Source organism: Psychrobacter sp. SC65A.3 (genome assembly GCF_025642195.1).
GTDB lineage: Bacteria > Pseudomonadota > Gammaproteobacteria > Pseudomonadales > Moraxellaceae > Psychrobacter > Psychrobacter cryohalolentis.
Genome location: NZ_CP106752.1, coordinates 3,006,902 through 3,022,921, shown reverse-complemented (window position 1 = coordinate 3,022,921; position 16,020 = coordinate 3,006,902). Strand labels below are relative to the sequence as shown.

Genomic DNA, 16,020 nt, shown 5'->3' with positions numbered 1-16,020 from the left:
AACATGAAACCTCCTGCTATACCTGACATTCTCAGCACAAGAAAACAAACCATCGCGCGTCATTTTGCCACTGCTAACGATTATGACCAGCATGCCCATATTCAAGCGCAAATCTGTCAGCATCTCCTTGCCCTTATCGCTCGTACTAAGCAAGATAGCGTATTTGAAATCGGTGCAGGCACAGGCCAGATGACACGGTTGTTGGCAGAGAACGTTCAAAGTCAGCACTGGTTTATCAATGAGCTGTGTTCTGAAAGGGCAGCGATATTGCAATCGATAGTACCAACAGCCAACATAATAATTGGCGATGCTGAAACCATTGAATTATCCAAAGGCTCTAACTCAATAAACCCTAGTTTGATAGAGCACAGCCTAATAGTCAGTGCAAATGCGGTACAGTGGTTTGATAACCCATTGAGTTTTGTAAAACAATCTGCCCAATGTTTGCGAGCAAGAGGGCAATTAGTCTTTAATACTTTTACGCTAGATAACTTTTTGCAAATTAAGCAACTAACGGGTCAAGGGCTGCATTATCCAACTATCAATGAGTGGCAATCAGCATTAGAAATCGCAGGTTTTGAGAATATCAAACTATTAACTCAGCGCTTTGATGTACCTTTTGCCAATCCCTACGCTGTTCTTAAACATATGAAGCTGACAGGGGTATCGACCAATCAAGCGCAGTCAAGCAGTGGTCAGCCATTTACATGGACCAAGTCCCGTCTAAAACAATTTGAGCAAGATTATTGGCAACAGTTTTCTGAATTAAATAAAGACGGTCAACCTTATGTGAATTTGACTTATGATGTGCTGATGATAAGCGCTTTTAAAGTGTGACATGTGAATTGCAATCTTATTAATGAAATAAAAAAACGCACCCCGAAGGATGCGTTTTTTATTTAACTACTTATTAGCAGTATAATTATTTTTTGTCGTCTTCTACTTCAGTGAACTCAGCATCGACCACATCGTCGTCTGCTTGGTTGCTCTCGCCAGCATTATCCGCACCTTGTTGGAACTGGTTTGGATCCATACCTTCGGCGCTAGCGCCTGCATCAGCATAAATCTTCTGGCTAACTGGTAAGAAGGCATTGTCTAATGCTTCAAGCTTGGCTTTGATTTCTTCATGGTCATCTTCTTTCGCCGCTGCTTCAAGCTCAGAGATAGCCGCTTCTACTGATGACTTTTCATCGTCAGATACTTTATCAGCCGCATCTTTTAGCGCTTTTTGTACCGCATGGATACGACCATCTGCTTCGTTACGCACTTGCGCAAGATTTGCGAATTTCTCATCTTCAGCAGCATTGGCTTCAGCATCACGAATCATTTGTTCAACTTCTTCGTCCGATAAACCAGAATCCGCTTTGATTTGGATACTTTGTGCTTTACCAGTACCTTTATCCGTCGCTGAGATATTCATGATACCGTCAGCGTTGATGTCAAAGCTTACTTCGATTTGTGGCAAACCACGTGGTGCTGGTGGAATGTCGGTTAAGTCAAAACGACCAAGCTGTTTATTTTGGTTCGCAATTTTACGCTCGCCTTGATAAACCTGAATGCTAACCGCTGGCTGGTTGTCTTCAGCCGTTGAGAATACCTGTGATTTCTTAGTCGGAATCATGGTATTTTTCTCAATGATTGGCGTCAAGATGCCACCCATGGTTTCGATACCTAGCGTCAATGGTGTCACATCAAGTAGCAATACGTCGGTTTTTTCACCAGACAATACCGCACCTTGAATAGCTGCACCGGCTGCTACTGCTTCATCAGGGTTCACGTCTTTACGTGGCTCTTGACCGAAGAATTCTTGTACTTTTTGCTGTACCAATGGCATACGAGTCTGACCACCAACCAAGATGACATCATCAATATCGCCGATTTTTATACCTGCATCTTCAAGGGCAATCTTACAAGGACCCATGGTACGTTGTACCAACTCTTCAGTTAAGCTCTCAAGTTTTGAGCGACTGATAGTCACAACCAAATGCTTAGGACCACTGCTATCAGCAGTGATATACGGCAAGTTTACTTCAGTACTTTGGGCACTTGATAGCTCAATTTTTGCTTTTTCTGCCGCTTCTTTGAGACGCTGCATCGCAAGAGAGTCACCTTTTAGGTTGACGTCTTGGTCTTTTTTGAATTCAGCGACTAAGAAGTCAATCAATGCTGAGTCAAAATCTTCGCCACCAAGGAAAGTGTCACCATTGGTCGCTAGTACCTCAAACTGCTGCTCGCCATCAACGTCAGCGATTTCGATGATTGATACGTCAAAGGTACCACCACCTAAGTCATAAACGGCAACAGTGCTATCGCCTTGCTTTTTGTCCATGCCATAAGCAAGAGCCGCTGCTGTTGGTTCGTTGATGATACGTTTTACATCAAGACCCGCAATTTTACCAGCATCTTTAGTTGCTTGGCGCTGTGAATCATTAAAGTAAGCAGGTACAGTAACGACTGCTTCCGTAACGGCTTCACCAAGATAATCTTCGGCTGTTTTTTTCATTTTTTTCAAGATTTCCGCAGAAACCTGTGGTGGTGCTAGTTTTTTGCCGTTGATTTCAACCCATGCATCACCGTTATCGGCTTTGGCGATTTTGTAAGGCACCATACCAATGTCTTTTTGCACGACTTTGTCATCAAAACGACGACCAATCAAACGCTTGATAGCAAAAAGCGTGTTATTTGGGTTGGTGACTGCTTGACGCTTGGCTGACTGACCGACAAGGATCTCGTCATCTTTATAAGCGACAATCGATGGGGTGGTACGCGTACCTTCAGCATTTTCGATGATTTTAACTTTATCACCTTCCATTACTGCGACACATGAGTTGGTTGTACCTAAATCAATACCAATGACTTTACCCATAATGAATTGCTCCTAATTTATTTTTAAATAAAATTTTATTTCATCAGACCGTCGATCACTAGATCGTAGTCGGTCACTTGTTGCTTTATATCGGTTTGCTTATGTATTTTTTCAAGTCGATAGCCATGCAAATAATGCCTTTTGTGTGATTTTTTGTGAAAACCCTCACTAATAATAAGGTTTAGCACAGTTAAAGACTGAATATCTTTTGCCTATATACTCTATAAGCATCTAGGACTACATTGGCGACGTTATATGCTTAGCATACTACCGCTTTAGCGCCTGTCCTACTTACTACTGACCGACACGTACCATCGCCGGACGTAATAAACGTCCATTTAAACTATAGCCTTTTTGCAAGACTGTACCAACAGTATCGGCTGGCGCATCAGCGTCGATACCGACCGCTTCATGAAAATCAGCATTGAATTTTTCGCCTTGTGGCTCGACCACTTCGACGCCATTTTTGTTCAGCACATCTAGCAATGCTTTATGTGTCAGTCTCACACCTTCAGTAACTGGATCGTCTGCATTGACGTTTTCAATCGCACGCTCCAAGTTGTCCACCACTTCCAAAAGCTCTTTGGCAAATTTCTGTAGTGCAAAACGTTTGCTCTTATCCGCTTCTTGCTCCATACGCTTTTGCGCATTGTAAGTTTCGGCATTGGCACGAGCGGTACTTTCTTTAGCTTGTTTAACTTCGCCTTCTAGCTCAGCGATACGGGCTTTAAAAGTATCAAGATCAATATCATTTTCGATGACACTTTCTTCACCAGCATTATTTTGTGGGTCAAATTCTTTTAAAGTCTCTTCTAAGATGCTCTCATCGTGTACCACATTGTCATGTGAAACATTGTCATGTGAAACATTTTGATCGATCGATTCGTGGTTGTTATTTTGCTCACTCATGATAACTCCTTGATAGTGTCATAATTTAATAGCGTCATAATTTAATAGTGTCATTATTTAATAGTGTCGTAATAATGATGCAATGTAGCACACAAAAAATTGGCGCAGCGCTCGCCACTTTGTGGTTATTACTAATGCATTTACTCATAATTCATAGGCTTATACTGCCTACTTAACCTTTATTACTGGTTCTTTATATAACTATATGTAATCACCTTTCAATAGCTGCTTGATAAAGGTTGTGGAGGCAAATTTCAAGCCCAATGCAAGGAATTTTTCTCACCAATAAAAAACCCTATGCAAATAAAGAAAAAACAGTCGGATATCTATCAATTTCGCATACACATTGCTGATCTTTATTAACCATAAATATGTAGTTACGCCAACAAAAGGTACAAAAAGTCGTCATTTATTCCTAATCCTTTACGCTTTGTACCCAAACTATTACCAAAGAATACCCAACTTAATTTTCGATTATTTTATGATTGCTATAATCAAAATTGACTGCATAACAGTCATTACACATTTGCCAAATGTCAGCAAAATACTAACAGTGAATACTTACCATTAATAAGTATTCACCATGATTTTTAAGAGGTGTTATGTCTAACTCAACAGTACTATCAGTCAACACCTTACTCAATAAAGCGGTGAAGACCCTAAATCTTATGTCATTTGGACAAGATAAGAACCCCAAAAGCACTGATATCAATTTATCAGATGAAATAATAGATATAGAAGAGAGTGCTTTGCAAGATAGTCGCGAGGATAAAGGCTTATCTATTAAAGAAAAGATACTTGAGCACCATCTGATGACCAACTATCAACCGCATCTACTGCACTATGCCATAAAAAGCTTTGGCTGCTTACCTACGCCGATTCTTGAGAGTTTGATAAAGTGTTTAGATGGACCTACTTCAAAGCAATATTTGCATGTTGATGCCCATCTGCGCTTAATACTTGCGGTCAATAGCAAGCTAAAAACGCCTTTGCAGCTGATAGAGATGTCTGAGCTGCGTAAACGCTTTGCAACAGATGCGGTCGCTATGCAAGCACCAAAAGTATGGCAGCAAGCTTCTGACAACTTGCTTAGCAATTTGAAACAGTTTCATAAAAAAGGCGATAGCGCTATCAGTTGGCAAGATAGAACGATTACCAATGCCGACGACGGTGATATGACCATTCGCTGCTATCAAAATGAGACCTCTGACAATGGTTTTGGCTTTAAAAAAGAGCAAACCAGTAATCCTGATGAGACCGTGCTATTGTTTTTTCATGGTGGTGGATTTTGTATTGGTGACCTTAATACCCATCATGAATTTTGTCATGCCATTTGTGAGCAAACGGGCTGGCCGGTCATTAGTGTTGATTATCGCTTAGCACCTGAACACCCTGCCCCTGCTGCCGTAAGAGACTGTATCAGTGCCTATGCTTGGTTAGCTGAACATTGTGAAGAATTTGGTGCTTTACCATCACGCATTGTATTAGCAGGTGATAGCGCAGGTGGTGGATTATCTACTTTGATGGCTCAGCAAATCATCACGCCAAATAAAGAGGCTTGGTTGGATCTAGGTGATGAAGGTCAAAAGACCTTTGATATATTACAAGGTTTACCACATCCTATGGCACAGATGCCCTTATATCCTGTGACCGATATTGAGACCGATTATCCAAGCTGGGAGTTATATGGTGAAGGTCTATTACTCGACCATGCTGATGTTGCCATTTTTGATGCCGCTTGTTTAGAAAATAGTCCGTTACCGCGCCAGCATATCCTGACCTCACCGATGCTTGGGGACAATCGACAGGTTTGTCCAAGTTATGTCGTTGCAGCAGAATTAGATGTCTTACGTGATGAAGCGTTTGCTTATGCCAATCAGCTAAAGAGTTTTGGTATAGCCGTACAAACCCATACGGTACTTGGCGCACCGCATGGATTTATTCACTTTATGAGCGTTCATCAAAGATTAGGGCAAGAAACTCAGCATATCATCACAGGGTTTGCTAATTTTGTGCGTGAAATCATAAAAACAAGGGCGCTATTGAGCGCTTAATTAGAGTTTTAATATTTGAGTGCTTATTGATCTTAAATTTGAGTACCTATATCGGTACCTATAAGATTGATTATCCAAATCTCTGATCGGGAGCCTAGTCGAAACGGTATCCCCCAAAATCCATAGCCTGAGGACACCACAAAATGTCCATTGCCAATGGCTTCATAGCCATAACCCAAACGGTTAATCGCGCTGACGATAAAATTAGCAGGGAATATTTGACCGTTATGGGTATGTCCTGATACTTGCAAATCTATTGGTAGCTGACTGTGTTCGATGATAGCGCTAGGTCTGTGATCTAAAAGAACCACGGGCTCAGCGCTATTGACTTGTGCGAGCAGCTCAGTCGTTGCGACACGCTGACGCTTGTGATTATCAAAGCGTCCCATTAGCCAGACCACTTCTCCTTGATGGTTAAAGTGTGTTGCTTCATCATTTAATAACTGCACACCCGCCGCGCGTAAAGAGTTACTGATGGGCTGCTCATGACCATATAAATCATGATTACCCAACGTCGCATAGACACCATATGGCAAACTGGCGACAAGTTTTGCCAAGCTATCTTTCATATTATAAGTGTTAAATGCCTGGGTATTGTCATCCATGATATCGCCTGGCATCAATAAGATATCTGCTTGATACTTGTTTAGCATGATATGCAGCCGCTCAATGGCTTTATTACCAAATAGCCGACCTAAATGTAAATCACTAGCGACCGCGATACGCAATGGATTGTTTAAAGGTTTATGAATATGAATCGACAGCTCACGCACAACGGGTATATATGCGCTATATAAAGCATATGCAAACAGCCCTATAAAAAACAGCAGCGCAAAAACGCGTAATCCAGCAGCAATTATCTCTGAATGGTCAAGCGTACTATCAAGCAAGGGGGTTAAAAGCCAAGACCCGCCATACAATATACCAGTCGCTACCGCAGTCAGCATCATGAAATGCATCACTAACATCCAACCACTCATCCAGCGATAGCTATTAGAAAATAGCTTGGTAACGCTTAGTAATAATAAAACATGAGTGATTAAAAACACCCCTATCCATACCGCAATCGATGTAGTTGTCGAATCTATCCAAGGCTGCAGCCACCACTGCAAGCTGAGCGCTGCACCCGTGCTAAAAAGCTCTAGCAGCACAATAATGGTGAGAATAAAGGCGTAACGCATGAGCAAATCCTTGAGCGGGGTTTAAGCACTGTGTGTTTATTCTGAGCTAAATTCATTTAATCACAATATATTGAAGCGCATTAGGTCGGTTGTAAAGTAATCAACCAAATCTCAGAGCGCGTTCCTAACCTAAATGGCACTGCTCCAATACCATAGCCTGAAGTGACCAAAAACTGGCTACCATTTACTGATTTAAAGCCATAAACCAAAGGCGTAAACCATTTTAGTAAAACGGTTAAAGGAAATATTTGACCGCCATGGGTATGCCCTGATAAATGTAAATCAACTGGCAAGTCCTTTATTTCTGCTAAAGCCTCAGGACTATGCTCCAAAAACAGCACTGGTTTATCAGTTTGAATGTCACCCATCAAATCTGCTGCCGCAGGACGCTTAGGGTCTGTCGCATCTGAACGCCCAACCAGCAATACAGCATCATCCAACCATACACTTTTATTATCAATCACCTGTATGCCGGCACGCTCAATCGCTTCGGCAATCGCAATCTCATTACCAGAGTAATCATGATTACCTAAAGTTGCATAGACACCAAGTGGCGCTCTTAATTTTGATAAATGCTCATGCATATTGGTTTTATTATAAGCATCAGTAGAATCGTTCATGACGTCACCGGCGATAAGCACCACATCAGGATTTTGCCCATCTATTAGCGCAACCATTTTATCTATCTGCTGATTACCAAACCATCTACCCAAATGGGTATCAGAAACTAAAGCTATTCTCATCGGTTTGACTAAATTTTTTTCCATTTTTACCGTCAAATGATGAATGACTGGAGAGTAGGCATTAAACACTGCCAAGCTTATAATCCCCGTATAAACAGCGACTGCAAACGCGCGAATGGATACGTTATTGAGCTTCTGTTTAAAAACCTGAGTATAAATAATAGCAATGATAGCGGTAACCAAACCAACATACAACATAAAGCCTTGCAAAATACTGGCGGCCAGATAGACATGAAAGCGCTCTCGCCAAAACTCACTCAGCCCGTAGATAAGAAAAGTATTATTAATCACAAAAATACTGAGGACTAAACTTATACGACTAAAGCGAAATTTTGGTTTGATTAACCACCAAAACATCATACTCGTCATAAACGCAAGTAGTTGCGTACCTATTATAAAAAGCCACATAACAAAATTTAACCAGCCAAAGACGCACGTATAGTACGTCAATATTCTTACCTGTTGAAGACAGAGTTTTTGTTTATTGAAACCTGACACTATTTATGTGCTTATCCCTTTATCAAAACCAAAAAAGCGGATTGTTTCATGTGAAACAATCCGCTTTTTTAGTCTATGAAATAGCTATAACGCTTACTATAGATTTATTATGCCAGATTTGATGAGGACTATTTTACTGCTTGTTGTTCCAAGGCTTCTTTAAGCGTTTGATGTTTAAACTCAAACCCACTATCGAGCAATGCTTTCGGCAGCACCTTCTGTCCATCAATAAGCAGTGTCGACATTTCACCAAATATCAGCTTAAGTAAAAATTCCGGTAAAGTAAAAAAGGTCGGACGATGTAGCCAAGCGCCTAATGTTTTGGTAAAAGTATGATTGCTCACAGGATTTGGCGCGGTTAGATTATAAATTTTCATGTCGTTAATGCTTGCTGGATGGAGCGTATTCTCGTTAACCTGAAAAGCACTATCATTAAGCTGCTGCTCTATAATAAATGTTACTGCCGCTACCCAATCATCACGGCTGATCCAACTCATGATTTGTTGACCATTACCTAACTGCCCACCAACACCCATTTTAAAAGAGGTTAAGAGCTTGCTAAGCATACCGCCTGTAGGATGGATGACCACACCCGTACGCACAAGCGTCACTGGCACACCAAACTCAGTTGCTTGTAACGCCAGTTGCTCCCAGTCATTACATAACTGATGGGCAAAATCTGTCTGAAAACCACTGCTCTCAGTCAAGGGTTTATCGCCTTGATTGCCATACCAACCAATCGCGGAACCACTAACAAGCAATTTTGGCTTTACATGACTGCGGGCAACAAATGCCAGTATATCTTTTGTCGGCTTCATTCGACTGGCTAGCAATTGCTCTTTACGATCGTCACTCCAGCGCGCATCAGCAATACCTGCACCCGCTAGATTTAAAACCACATCAAAGTATGCATCTGAACTTGCAAGTTCATCATAGGTCAGCATTGTGATATCACTAGGATGTACTTGATTACTATCACGGGTCAACCAAGTAATCTGTAACGCTTTTCCCATCTCTTGGTAGCGCATCAAGAGCTCTTGGCTAAAAGCACTACCCAAAAATCCCGAACCACCACTGATTAGAATATTCATCACTTATTATCCTTATTATTGATTATATTCTCATCAGTGTGACAAAAAGCACACTATGAAAACAAGGGGACAAGTGTAGACGTTAGGGCTGAGTAATGAGAATCAGAGATAGTTATACGAAATTTTGGCTATTAAATATTAAACTATCGAATAACTTGTCCTGTCAATGCATCGCTTATTTGGCTTGGTAACTGATAGCCTAGTGTTTCCCCTTTAAGATAACCAACGCACTCATTTGAGTTTACATTGTCACCTAAGAAATAACTCTGTGCTTCGATGAGTGACAGAGCAGGTGGCTTTCCTGATGGGTTGCAGCTTGTTGAGACGACAAAACCGTAAGGATTGCTAACTGACACCATTTGCGCACACAGTCGCTTAACCAATGGATGATCAATCACACGTACGGCAACACTATCATGAGCACCAGTAATCCATGATGGAATAGTAATCGGCAGATTTTTTGGAATAGGTAGTAGCCAAGTATGCGCTTGTTTGGCAGCGGCGTTTATAGAATCAGCTTGCCAGCTATCAAGCACCCTTTGACGTTGGTCAATACTCAAACCTTCTAGCAGAGCCGTAATACGGCTGGGACTATCAGTGACCACAATCATCCCCTTCTCTATTGGGCGCTGCTTGATATCAAGTAGCCGCATGACTGCTTGCTTATTGAATGGGTCACAACCAATGCCCCACACACTTTCGGTTGGGTAAGCAAGTAGCTGCCCCTTTTTAAGCCAAGTAGCCGCTTGAATAGTAGAGTCAGTAATAAGGGGTGTAGATAAGGACATAAATAATGCCTTTAGAACAAAGAGAATGAAAAGAGATAGCGTGAATTTATTTTACAAAAAATGCAGTGCTGCAAGTATATTTAAATACGTAAATAGCGTCCACCTTGGACCGTCACTGCGCCCAATAGCTCTAGCTCCATCAACTGCCCAATCAATTGTGCGGGCACAAGATCAGTCACAAGGATAAGTGCATCCAAATCTTGACCATGCCAGTCCAACTTTTCAAACAAGGTGGTTAGATGCTCAGGTACAGTAATACTAGGCGCTGGCTTCACTTCCTGAGGTTTTATTGTTTTTTTAATGGTAGCAGACTGATTAAATACTGACTTATCAAGACTTTGTGCTTTTGAATTATGATCAAGTTGATGCTGCTGAGACTGGCTTGGCAATTGCACACTGATATCATCCAATACTTGCTGAGGATGATAAACCAAGGTCGCACCCTCACGTATTAGATGATGGCACCCTTCAGCATTACTATTATCTATATGACTTGGAATTGCAAAAACTTGCTTACCTTGCTCGGATGTGAGGCGCGCAGTAATTAGCGAACCACTTTTAATCGTTGCCTCAGTGACGATGGTCGCAAGGCTCAACCCTGCAACCAAGCGGTTGCGACGTGGAAAAGTATGCTTATGTGGTAGTGTATGCGGTAATAGTTCACTGATGATGCAACCACCTTGCTCAATAATTTGGCTAAACAGACGATCATGATGATTGGGATAATTAACATCAATACCCGTCCCCATAACGCCCACTGTGCGACCTTGGCACGCTACATCGGTCTGTGCCAATGCGCCAAGATGGGCACGTTTATCCACACCAATGGCAAGTCCACTGGTAATGACGTAGCCTGCTTGTGCAAGATACTGTGCCATATCAAAGGTAATTTTTTGCGCGTGTGCCGTTGGCTTGCGACTGCCAACAATAGCGATTTGTGCCCAACGCAACAATTCACTATTACCTCGATAAAATAACAGCGGCGGCGGATCGTAGATTTCTAACAATTGAGCAGGATAGTTGGGTTGGTCGGCAAATAATAGACCGTACTTTGCTTCTATCAATGCTTGTTGAATGGTATCGATGCTGGCGCGCGTTTTCTCTGGATGTTCATGACGAGTTAAATGGCTATGATGAATCCCTAGTTGACGCCACGACTCTACGCCAGCTTGCCATGCAAGCTGCGCACTATCATAGTTATGAATGAGTTTATGATAAGATGATAATGACGCATTTAACTCAAACCACAGCGCCAGTATTGCACGCTGCTCATCTGATAAAGTAAAAGTGGCTACCGTCATCATCGTATGACTCTTATAGGCTTATTTAATATCTGCTCGCTAAAACTTGAGGCAGTGTTATAAATAAGGAGGTGGCAACAGCTGATCACCAATGCTCAGTGGCAGCTCAGACTCAAGCACATAAGCATAACTGATATTGTCAAAACTATTGAACACCATCACCATACCGCTTGGCTCACTCGGCAAACGTACCGGTGTATCATTGTCCTTAATATCACGTATGACTGCGCCTTTTTGATAAACAGTCAACACATCACCCGGCTTCGCACCATGTATGCGACCCAAGTTAATTGCCACCACACTACCTTTGGCAGCTGAGCTGATAGAATCCATCACACGAACAATCATACCACCGCGATTAACGGTTGCAGGCGTCGGATAAAAGACTGGTGGGATAGCATTGTCTAATTCAACAAATACTCGATCGCCTTCACGAACTTCTTTACCGTAACTGTCGATAAGCTGCAAGCTCGTCACGCCATTGGTTGCCGTAGACGTAACCAATCCCGTTGCCACTTGTGTGACTTCTAAACCAATGACTTTTTGCGTTTTTGGCTCGATATACATCTCGCCTTCACGGTAGATACCATAACGTTGACCTACAAGCAGTGGCACGCCTTTGGCATAAACCTTGTCACCACTAGCCGTAATTAAATTGCCTTTTTTAGAGGCTAGAATATAAGGCGTGGTATTAAAATCTTGCGGATTAACAATCAGTGTCTTATCAAGCCAATGTTGAATGGCAGACCAAGGAATCGGCGGAATGCTATTGACAGCAGAAGTAACAGCGACTGTCGTAGTCACCACATTGCCTGTTAACTGTTTTTCAATCCCTGCACAACCCTCGCCCGTATCAACGCCGATCAGAGTTTTACCTTGTATGACGCATAAAATCAAAACGTCATTAGGATAAATAAGATGAGGGTTTTTGATTTGCTTATTGGTCGCCCAAATCTCTTTCCAGCGCCATGGACTATCCAGATAACGTCCTGAGATATCCCACAAAGTATCGCCTTTTTTGACAATATAGCGATTGGGCGCATCCGCTTTAATGGTCGGCGGCGGATTATTAGCGTGGGCGGTGCTCATCAGCATTGCACCACTAAAGGTTGTCACCAATAGCGCTTTTACGATATTTTTTAAGCTCATCTTCATGGTTATATCCACAATATGTAACGCTGGTAGCGCCATAATCAAGGCTACTTAAGTTGGCTTATTTTACCTTTATTTAAAAATAACAACAAAGAATTAAGGAAAAATAATGACTTATAGCACCTTATCATAACGTCTATAGAGCAGCTATTCAGTGTTAGTGACTGATATGAGTGACAGGTATGATTGCTAAAAAAGCGTCTGGTAAACCGATGACCTACCGACGCGATTTCTAATATTACAATTATATCCACCATAACACAATCATAAACACTTTTTTACAATAGCGTAACCTTAGACTGGATATTCATTTTAACAATTAACTAAAAATAAAATCGACTAGGCAGGGTTTGGCATGACCTGTTGACGGATTTGCTCAGCAACCAACTCAGCCTCATTATCAAGCACCACCACATGTTGCGGTAAGCTCTCTAAACCTTCGGTATGGGCTGGACGAGCAATATCTATTTGACCTATTGCTTCAACAATCGTATCGGCAAACTTAACCGGTAACGCTGTTTCAGCACAAACAATCACTTCACCTTCGCGCTGTAATTCTTTAGCAACTTTGATACCATCAGCGGTGTGCGGATCAACTAACTCTCCATGCTGCTCATAAAGCGCTTTAATGGTTTGTAAGCGGTCATTATGGGTCGACTTACCTGCTGCAAAGCCATAGCGAGTATTAACCGCCTCCATCAAATCAGGCAAATCAAAACCTTGACCAGATTTCACACCTTCAAATAATTCATGGACGCGCGCGCTATCTTTATCTAATAACAAATAAACAAAACGCTCAAAGTTGGAGGCTTTAGAGATATCCATTGAAGGACTTGAAGTAATATAGGTTTTGGCAGTCGGACGCGGCTGATATGCACCTTGGTTAAAGAAGTCGTTGAGTACATCGTTTTCGTTGGTTGCGACGATTAGACGATCAACTGGCAGCCCCATTTCACGTGCAATATGACCAGCACAAATATTACCAAAGTTGCCTGATGGCACGCTAAAACTAACCCTTTCGTCGTTACTTGAAGTCACGGCAAAGTAAGCTTTAAAATAATAAACGATTTGCGCTAGGATACGACCCCAGTTAATAGAGTTAACCGTACCTAAATTATAAGCCGCTTTAAATTCGGCATCTTGTTGTAACGCTTTAACGATGTCTTGGCAATCATCAAACATACCATCGATAGCAATATTGTGAATATTTTTATCAGTCAAGCTATACATCTGCGCGCGCTGAAATTCGCTCATTTTACCGTGCGGTGACAGCATAAAGACTTCGATATTTTCTTTACCGCGTAGTGCATATTCTGCCGCACTGCCCGTATCGCCACTGGTTGCACCAATAATAGTAATACGCGCGTCTTTTTTCTTAAGCACATACTCAAAGGCGTTGCCCAAAAACTGCATGGCAACATCTTTAAATGCCAGCGTCGGACCATTCGACAAGCCTAAAATATATAAATTGTCTTCAAGTTTGCGGACAGGAACAATCTCGTCAGAGCCAAACACCTCAGTGGTATAAGTGCGTTCAATAATATCCTGCAAATCAGCCGCAGGAATATCCGTGGCAAAGCGCTGCATAATCGCCATCGCAAGCTGTGGGTAGCTCAGCGCACGCCATTCAGTCAGCGTCATACTATCAATATTCGGATAGTGCTCAGGCAACATCAAACCACCGTCTGGTGCAAGACCCATTAATAACACATCACTAAAATCCATCGGCGCTGTCTGACCACGGGTACTGATATATTTCATTAGATTGTCCTGTCTACAATGAGATGATTAATTAAAACAGTTTATTCAGCAGTTTTGTGCAGCAAGGCATAATAAAAACCATCGCCGCTCTCGCTATCTATTGGCAAGCACTGACGACCAATCGCTTGTTCGATACCCCAATTACAATCGTCGCTAAATTCAATGGCTGCTACATTATTATAATGAGTCATGAAATCCTGCATCTGCTCGACGTTCTCTTTCTTTAGGATAGAGCAGGTGACGTATAAGAGGTAACCGCCAACCTTAAGTTGCGGCCAAAGGTTATGCAAGATATCGGCTTGCAAAAGTGCGGTTTGTTCGACGTCTTCTTCAGTACGCAAGATACTGATATCAGGATGGCGACGAATCACGCCAGTCGCCGTACAAGGTGAGTCTAATAATATAGCGTCAAACACGAGCTTGCTCTTTTTCTTACCAGCCCCTTGCCATGTGGTCGCATCAGCACAGACAATATTAAGCTCGATATTTTTCTCAGTTTGCTGCAAGTCGTGCTGACTTAAATTCAAGCGCTGTAAATTATCGTAAATACGCTCGATACGCGGCGCTTCATTATCTATCGCAGTTAGCTTCACTTTCGAAACTAGAGAAACAAATTCATCGTTTTGTTTCACGTGAAACAAAGGCGATTGCCCATCTGAGCTGATTAATTCTAACCAATGAGCAAGCTTGCCACCGGGCGCTGCACAGGCATCTAAAATGCGGATCTCGTTGTTGCTCGTATCCATATCGCCGTCTGCATCATCGTTTTTAACACTCAGCTTATTGAGTAGAGCGCTATGGATAAGCGGTGCTGCAAGCTGAGCATGCATATCTTGTACACTAGCCGCCCCGTGGGCAAATTGTGGTAAGGCATTAACTGCAGCGCTTTGATGTAGTCTAAGACCTTTGGTTAATATACTATTAGATTTAGCTGTATCCGAAGAGTTGTTGAGTTGTAAACCACTCGTTAGCTCAACCAAATCCGCTTCAACTTCAAATTCTACCAATGCTTGCTGATAGTCCTCTACCGAAGTAACTGCTGTATTCACTCGCAAAAACATTGGCGCAGGTTGACGTAGACCCTGCATCAAATCGTCATACTGCTCACTCCAATCTTGCTTAAGCTGATAGGCAAGCCAATTCGGTAAGCTGTGTTTTTTATCGCACTTCTTGCGGAACTTACTTGGGTTCTTAGCAACCTTACGCAAGATGGCATTGATTAAACCCGTCGCATGCGCAAACTCAATTTCTTTTGCTGCTTCAACCGTTTCATGAATTGCCGCATGGTCAGCCACTTGCAAATAGAGCAGCTGCGTCAAACCTACTTGAATCGTCGTACGCACCTCTTTTTCATCAATAGAGTTATCAGCCAGACTATCGAGTAGACGCTCAAGGGCGTACCATTGGCGCAACGTCGTTAGCAATAACGCATGAGCAAAACCTTTATCCCCATCATGCAGACTATTTAGTAACGGATCAAGGACGCTTGCAAGCGACTGACCATTTTGAATAGCCAGTAGAGTGCGAATGACACGGACGCGGACGCTACCATTCATGATAAGGTTACTTGACGGTTTAAGCTTGTTGTTTCTTGGCGCAGTGCTGGTTTGTCTCATTAAATTGAATTTCCTTGACGTCTAATAATTAGCGTCTTGTGCGATTTGGATTAGGTATAT

Annotated in this window: 12 protein-coding genes; 2 read left to right on the top strand and 10 right to left on the bottom strand. The window is 42.2% G+C overall.

The window, feature by feature from the left end; all coding sequences use genetic code 11:
* The first annotated feature begins 3 nt into the window (after positions 1-3).
* Entirely contained in the window at positions 4-837 is an 834-nt protein-coding gene (locus OEG80_RS12805; protein WP_263241159.1) for a methyltransferase domain-containing protein, read from the top strand.
* An 85-nt stretch (positions 838-922) separates the two neighbouring features.
* Here OEG80_RS12805 and dnaK read toward each other — a convergent pair whose 3' ends face one another.
* Together dnaK and grpE are read right to left on the bottom strand one after the other, a co-directional pair.
* Positions 923-2,866 (bottom strand): molecular chaperone DnaK, encoded by a 1,944-nt coding sequence (gene dnaK, locus OEG80_RS12800; protein ID WP_011514754.1) that lies wholly within the window; start codon positions 2,864-2,866, stop codon positions 923-925.
* Positions 2,867-3,160: 294 nt separating this feature from the next.
* On the bottom strand, positions 3,161-3,775 hold the full coding sequence (grpE, locus tag OEG80_RS12795) for a nucleotide exchange factor GrpE (RefSeq protein WP_011514755.1): 615 nt from the start codon (positions 3,773-3,775) through the stop codon (positions 3,161-3,163).
* Between the two features lie 602 nt (positions 3,776-4,377).
* Here grpE and OEG80_RS12790 point away from each other — a divergent pair.
* On the top strand, positions 4,378-5,829 hold the full coding sequence (locus OEG80_RS12790; protein ID WP_263241157.1) for an alpha/beta hydrolase: 1,452 nt from the start codon (positions 4,378-4,380) through the stop codon (positions 5,827-5,829).
* A 32-nt stretch (positions 5,830-5,861) separates the two neighbouring features.
* On the opposite strand, the gene OEG80_RS12785 is transcribed toward OEG80_RS12790, so the two are convergent.
* The 8 genes from OEG80_RS12785 to OEG80_RS12750 all read right to left on the bottom strand — a co-directional run bounded on the left by OEG80_RS12785 (position 5,862) and on the right by OEG80_RS12750 (position 15,960).
* On the bottom strand, positions 5,862-7,010 hold the full coding sequence (locus tag OEG80_RS12785; RefSeq protein WP_263241156.1) for a metallophosphoesterase: 1,149 nt from the start codon (positions 7,008-7,010) through the stop codon (positions 5,862-5,864).
* An 80-nt stretch (positions 7,011-7,090) separates the two neighbouring features.
* Positions 7,091-8,044: a metallophosphoesterase gene (locus tag OEG80_RS12780; protein ID WP_263241155.1), complete on the bottom strand. Its 954-nt coding sequence runs from the start codon at positions 8,042-8,044 to the stop codon at positions 7,091-7,093.
* Between the two features lie 335 nt (positions 8,045-8,379).
* Positions 8,380-9,342, bottom strand: a complete 963-nt coding sequence (locus OEG80_RS12775; protein WP_263241153.1) for a TIGR01777 family oxidoreductase — start codon at positions 9,340-9,342, stop codon at positions 8,380-8,382.
* 143 nt (positions 9,343-9,485) lie between these two features.
* Positions 9,486-10,130: an L-threonylcarbamoyladenylate synthase gene (locus OEG80_RS12770; RefSeq protein WP_263241151.1), complete on the bottom strand. Its 645-nt coding sequence runs from the start codon at positions 10,128-10,130 to the stop codon at positions 9,486-9,488.
* 80 nt (positions 10,131-10,210) lie between these two features.
* The gene (gene dprA, locus OEG80_RS12765) at positions 10,211-11,434 is read right to left on the bottom strand and encodes a DNA-processing protein DprA (protein WP_263241150.1); all 1,224 of its coding nucleotides are present in this window, start codon (positions 11,432-11,434) and stop codon (positions 10,211-10,213) included.
* A 54-nt stretch (positions 11,435-11,488) separates the two neighbouring features.
* Entirely contained in the window at positions 11,489-12,586 is a 1,098-nt protein-coding gene (locus OEG80_RS12760; RefSeq protein ID WP_226939318.1) for a LysM peptidoglycan-binding domain-containing protein, read from the bottom strand.
* Between the two features lie 336 nt (positions 12,587-12,922).
* Complete coding sequence (gene thrC, locus OEG80_RS12755) at positions 12,923-14,344, bottom strand: threonine synthase (protein WP_263241149.1); 1,422 nt, start codon at positions 14,342-14,344, stop codon at positions 12,923-12,925.
* Between the two features lie 41 nt (positions 14,345-14,385).
* Positions 14,386-15,960, bottom strand: coding sequence for a transcription antitermination factor NusB (locus OEG80_RS12750; protein ID WP_263241148.1), 1,575 nt, complete (start codon positions 15,958-15,960; stop codon positions 14,386-14,388).
* Positions 15,961-16,020 lie beyond the last annotated feature (60 nt).

What these genes read in the sequence shown, in the direction of transcription:
- OEG80_RS12805 (WP_263241159.1), top strand. Translation starts at nt 4, where the DNA reads ATGAAACCTCCTGCTATACCTGACATTCTCAGCACAAGAAAACAAACC.
- dnaK (WP_011514754.1), bottom strand. Translation starts at nt 2,866, where the DNA reads ATGGGTAAAGTCATTGGTATTGATTTAGGTACAACCAACTCATGTGTC.
- grpE (WP_011514755.1), bottom strand. Translation starts at nt 3,775, where the DNA reads ATGAGTGAGCAAAATAACAACCACGAATCGATCGATCAAAATGTTTCA.
- OEG80_RS12790 (WP_263241157.1), top strand. Translation starts at nt 4,378, where the DNA reads ATGTCTAACTCAACAGTACTATCAGTCAACACCTTACTCAATAAAGCG.
- OEG80_RS12785 (WP_263241156.1), bottom strand. Translation starts at nt 7,010, where the DNA reads ATGCGTTACGCCTTTATTCTCACCATTATTGTGCTGCTAGAGCTTTTT.
- OEG80_RS12775 (WP_263241153.1), bottom strand. Translation starts at nt 9,342, where the DNA reads ATGAATATTCTAATCAGTGGTGGTTCGGGATTTTTGGGTAGTGCTTTT.
- OEG80_RS12770 (WP_263241151.1), bottom strand. Translation starts at nt 10,130, where the DNA reads ATGTCCTTATCTACACCCCTTATTACTGACTCTACTATTCAAGCGGCT.
- dprA (WP_263241150.1), bottom strand. Translation starts at nt 11,434, where the DNA reads ATGATGACGGTAGCCACTTTTACTTTATCAGATGAGCAGCGTGCAATA.
- OEG80_RS12760 (WP_226939318.1), bottom strand. Translation starts at nt 12,586, where the DNA reads ATGAAGATGAGCTTAAAAAATATCGTAAAAGCGCTATTGGTGACAACC.
- thrC (WP_263241149.1), bottom strand. Translation starts at nt 14,344, where the DNA reads ATGAAATATATCAGTACCCGTGGTCAGACAGCGCCGATGGATTTTAGT.
- OEG80_RS12750 (WP_263241148.1), bottom strand. Translation starts at nt 15,960, where the DNA reads ATGAGACAAACCAGCACTGCGCCAAGAAACAACAAGCTTAAACCGTCA.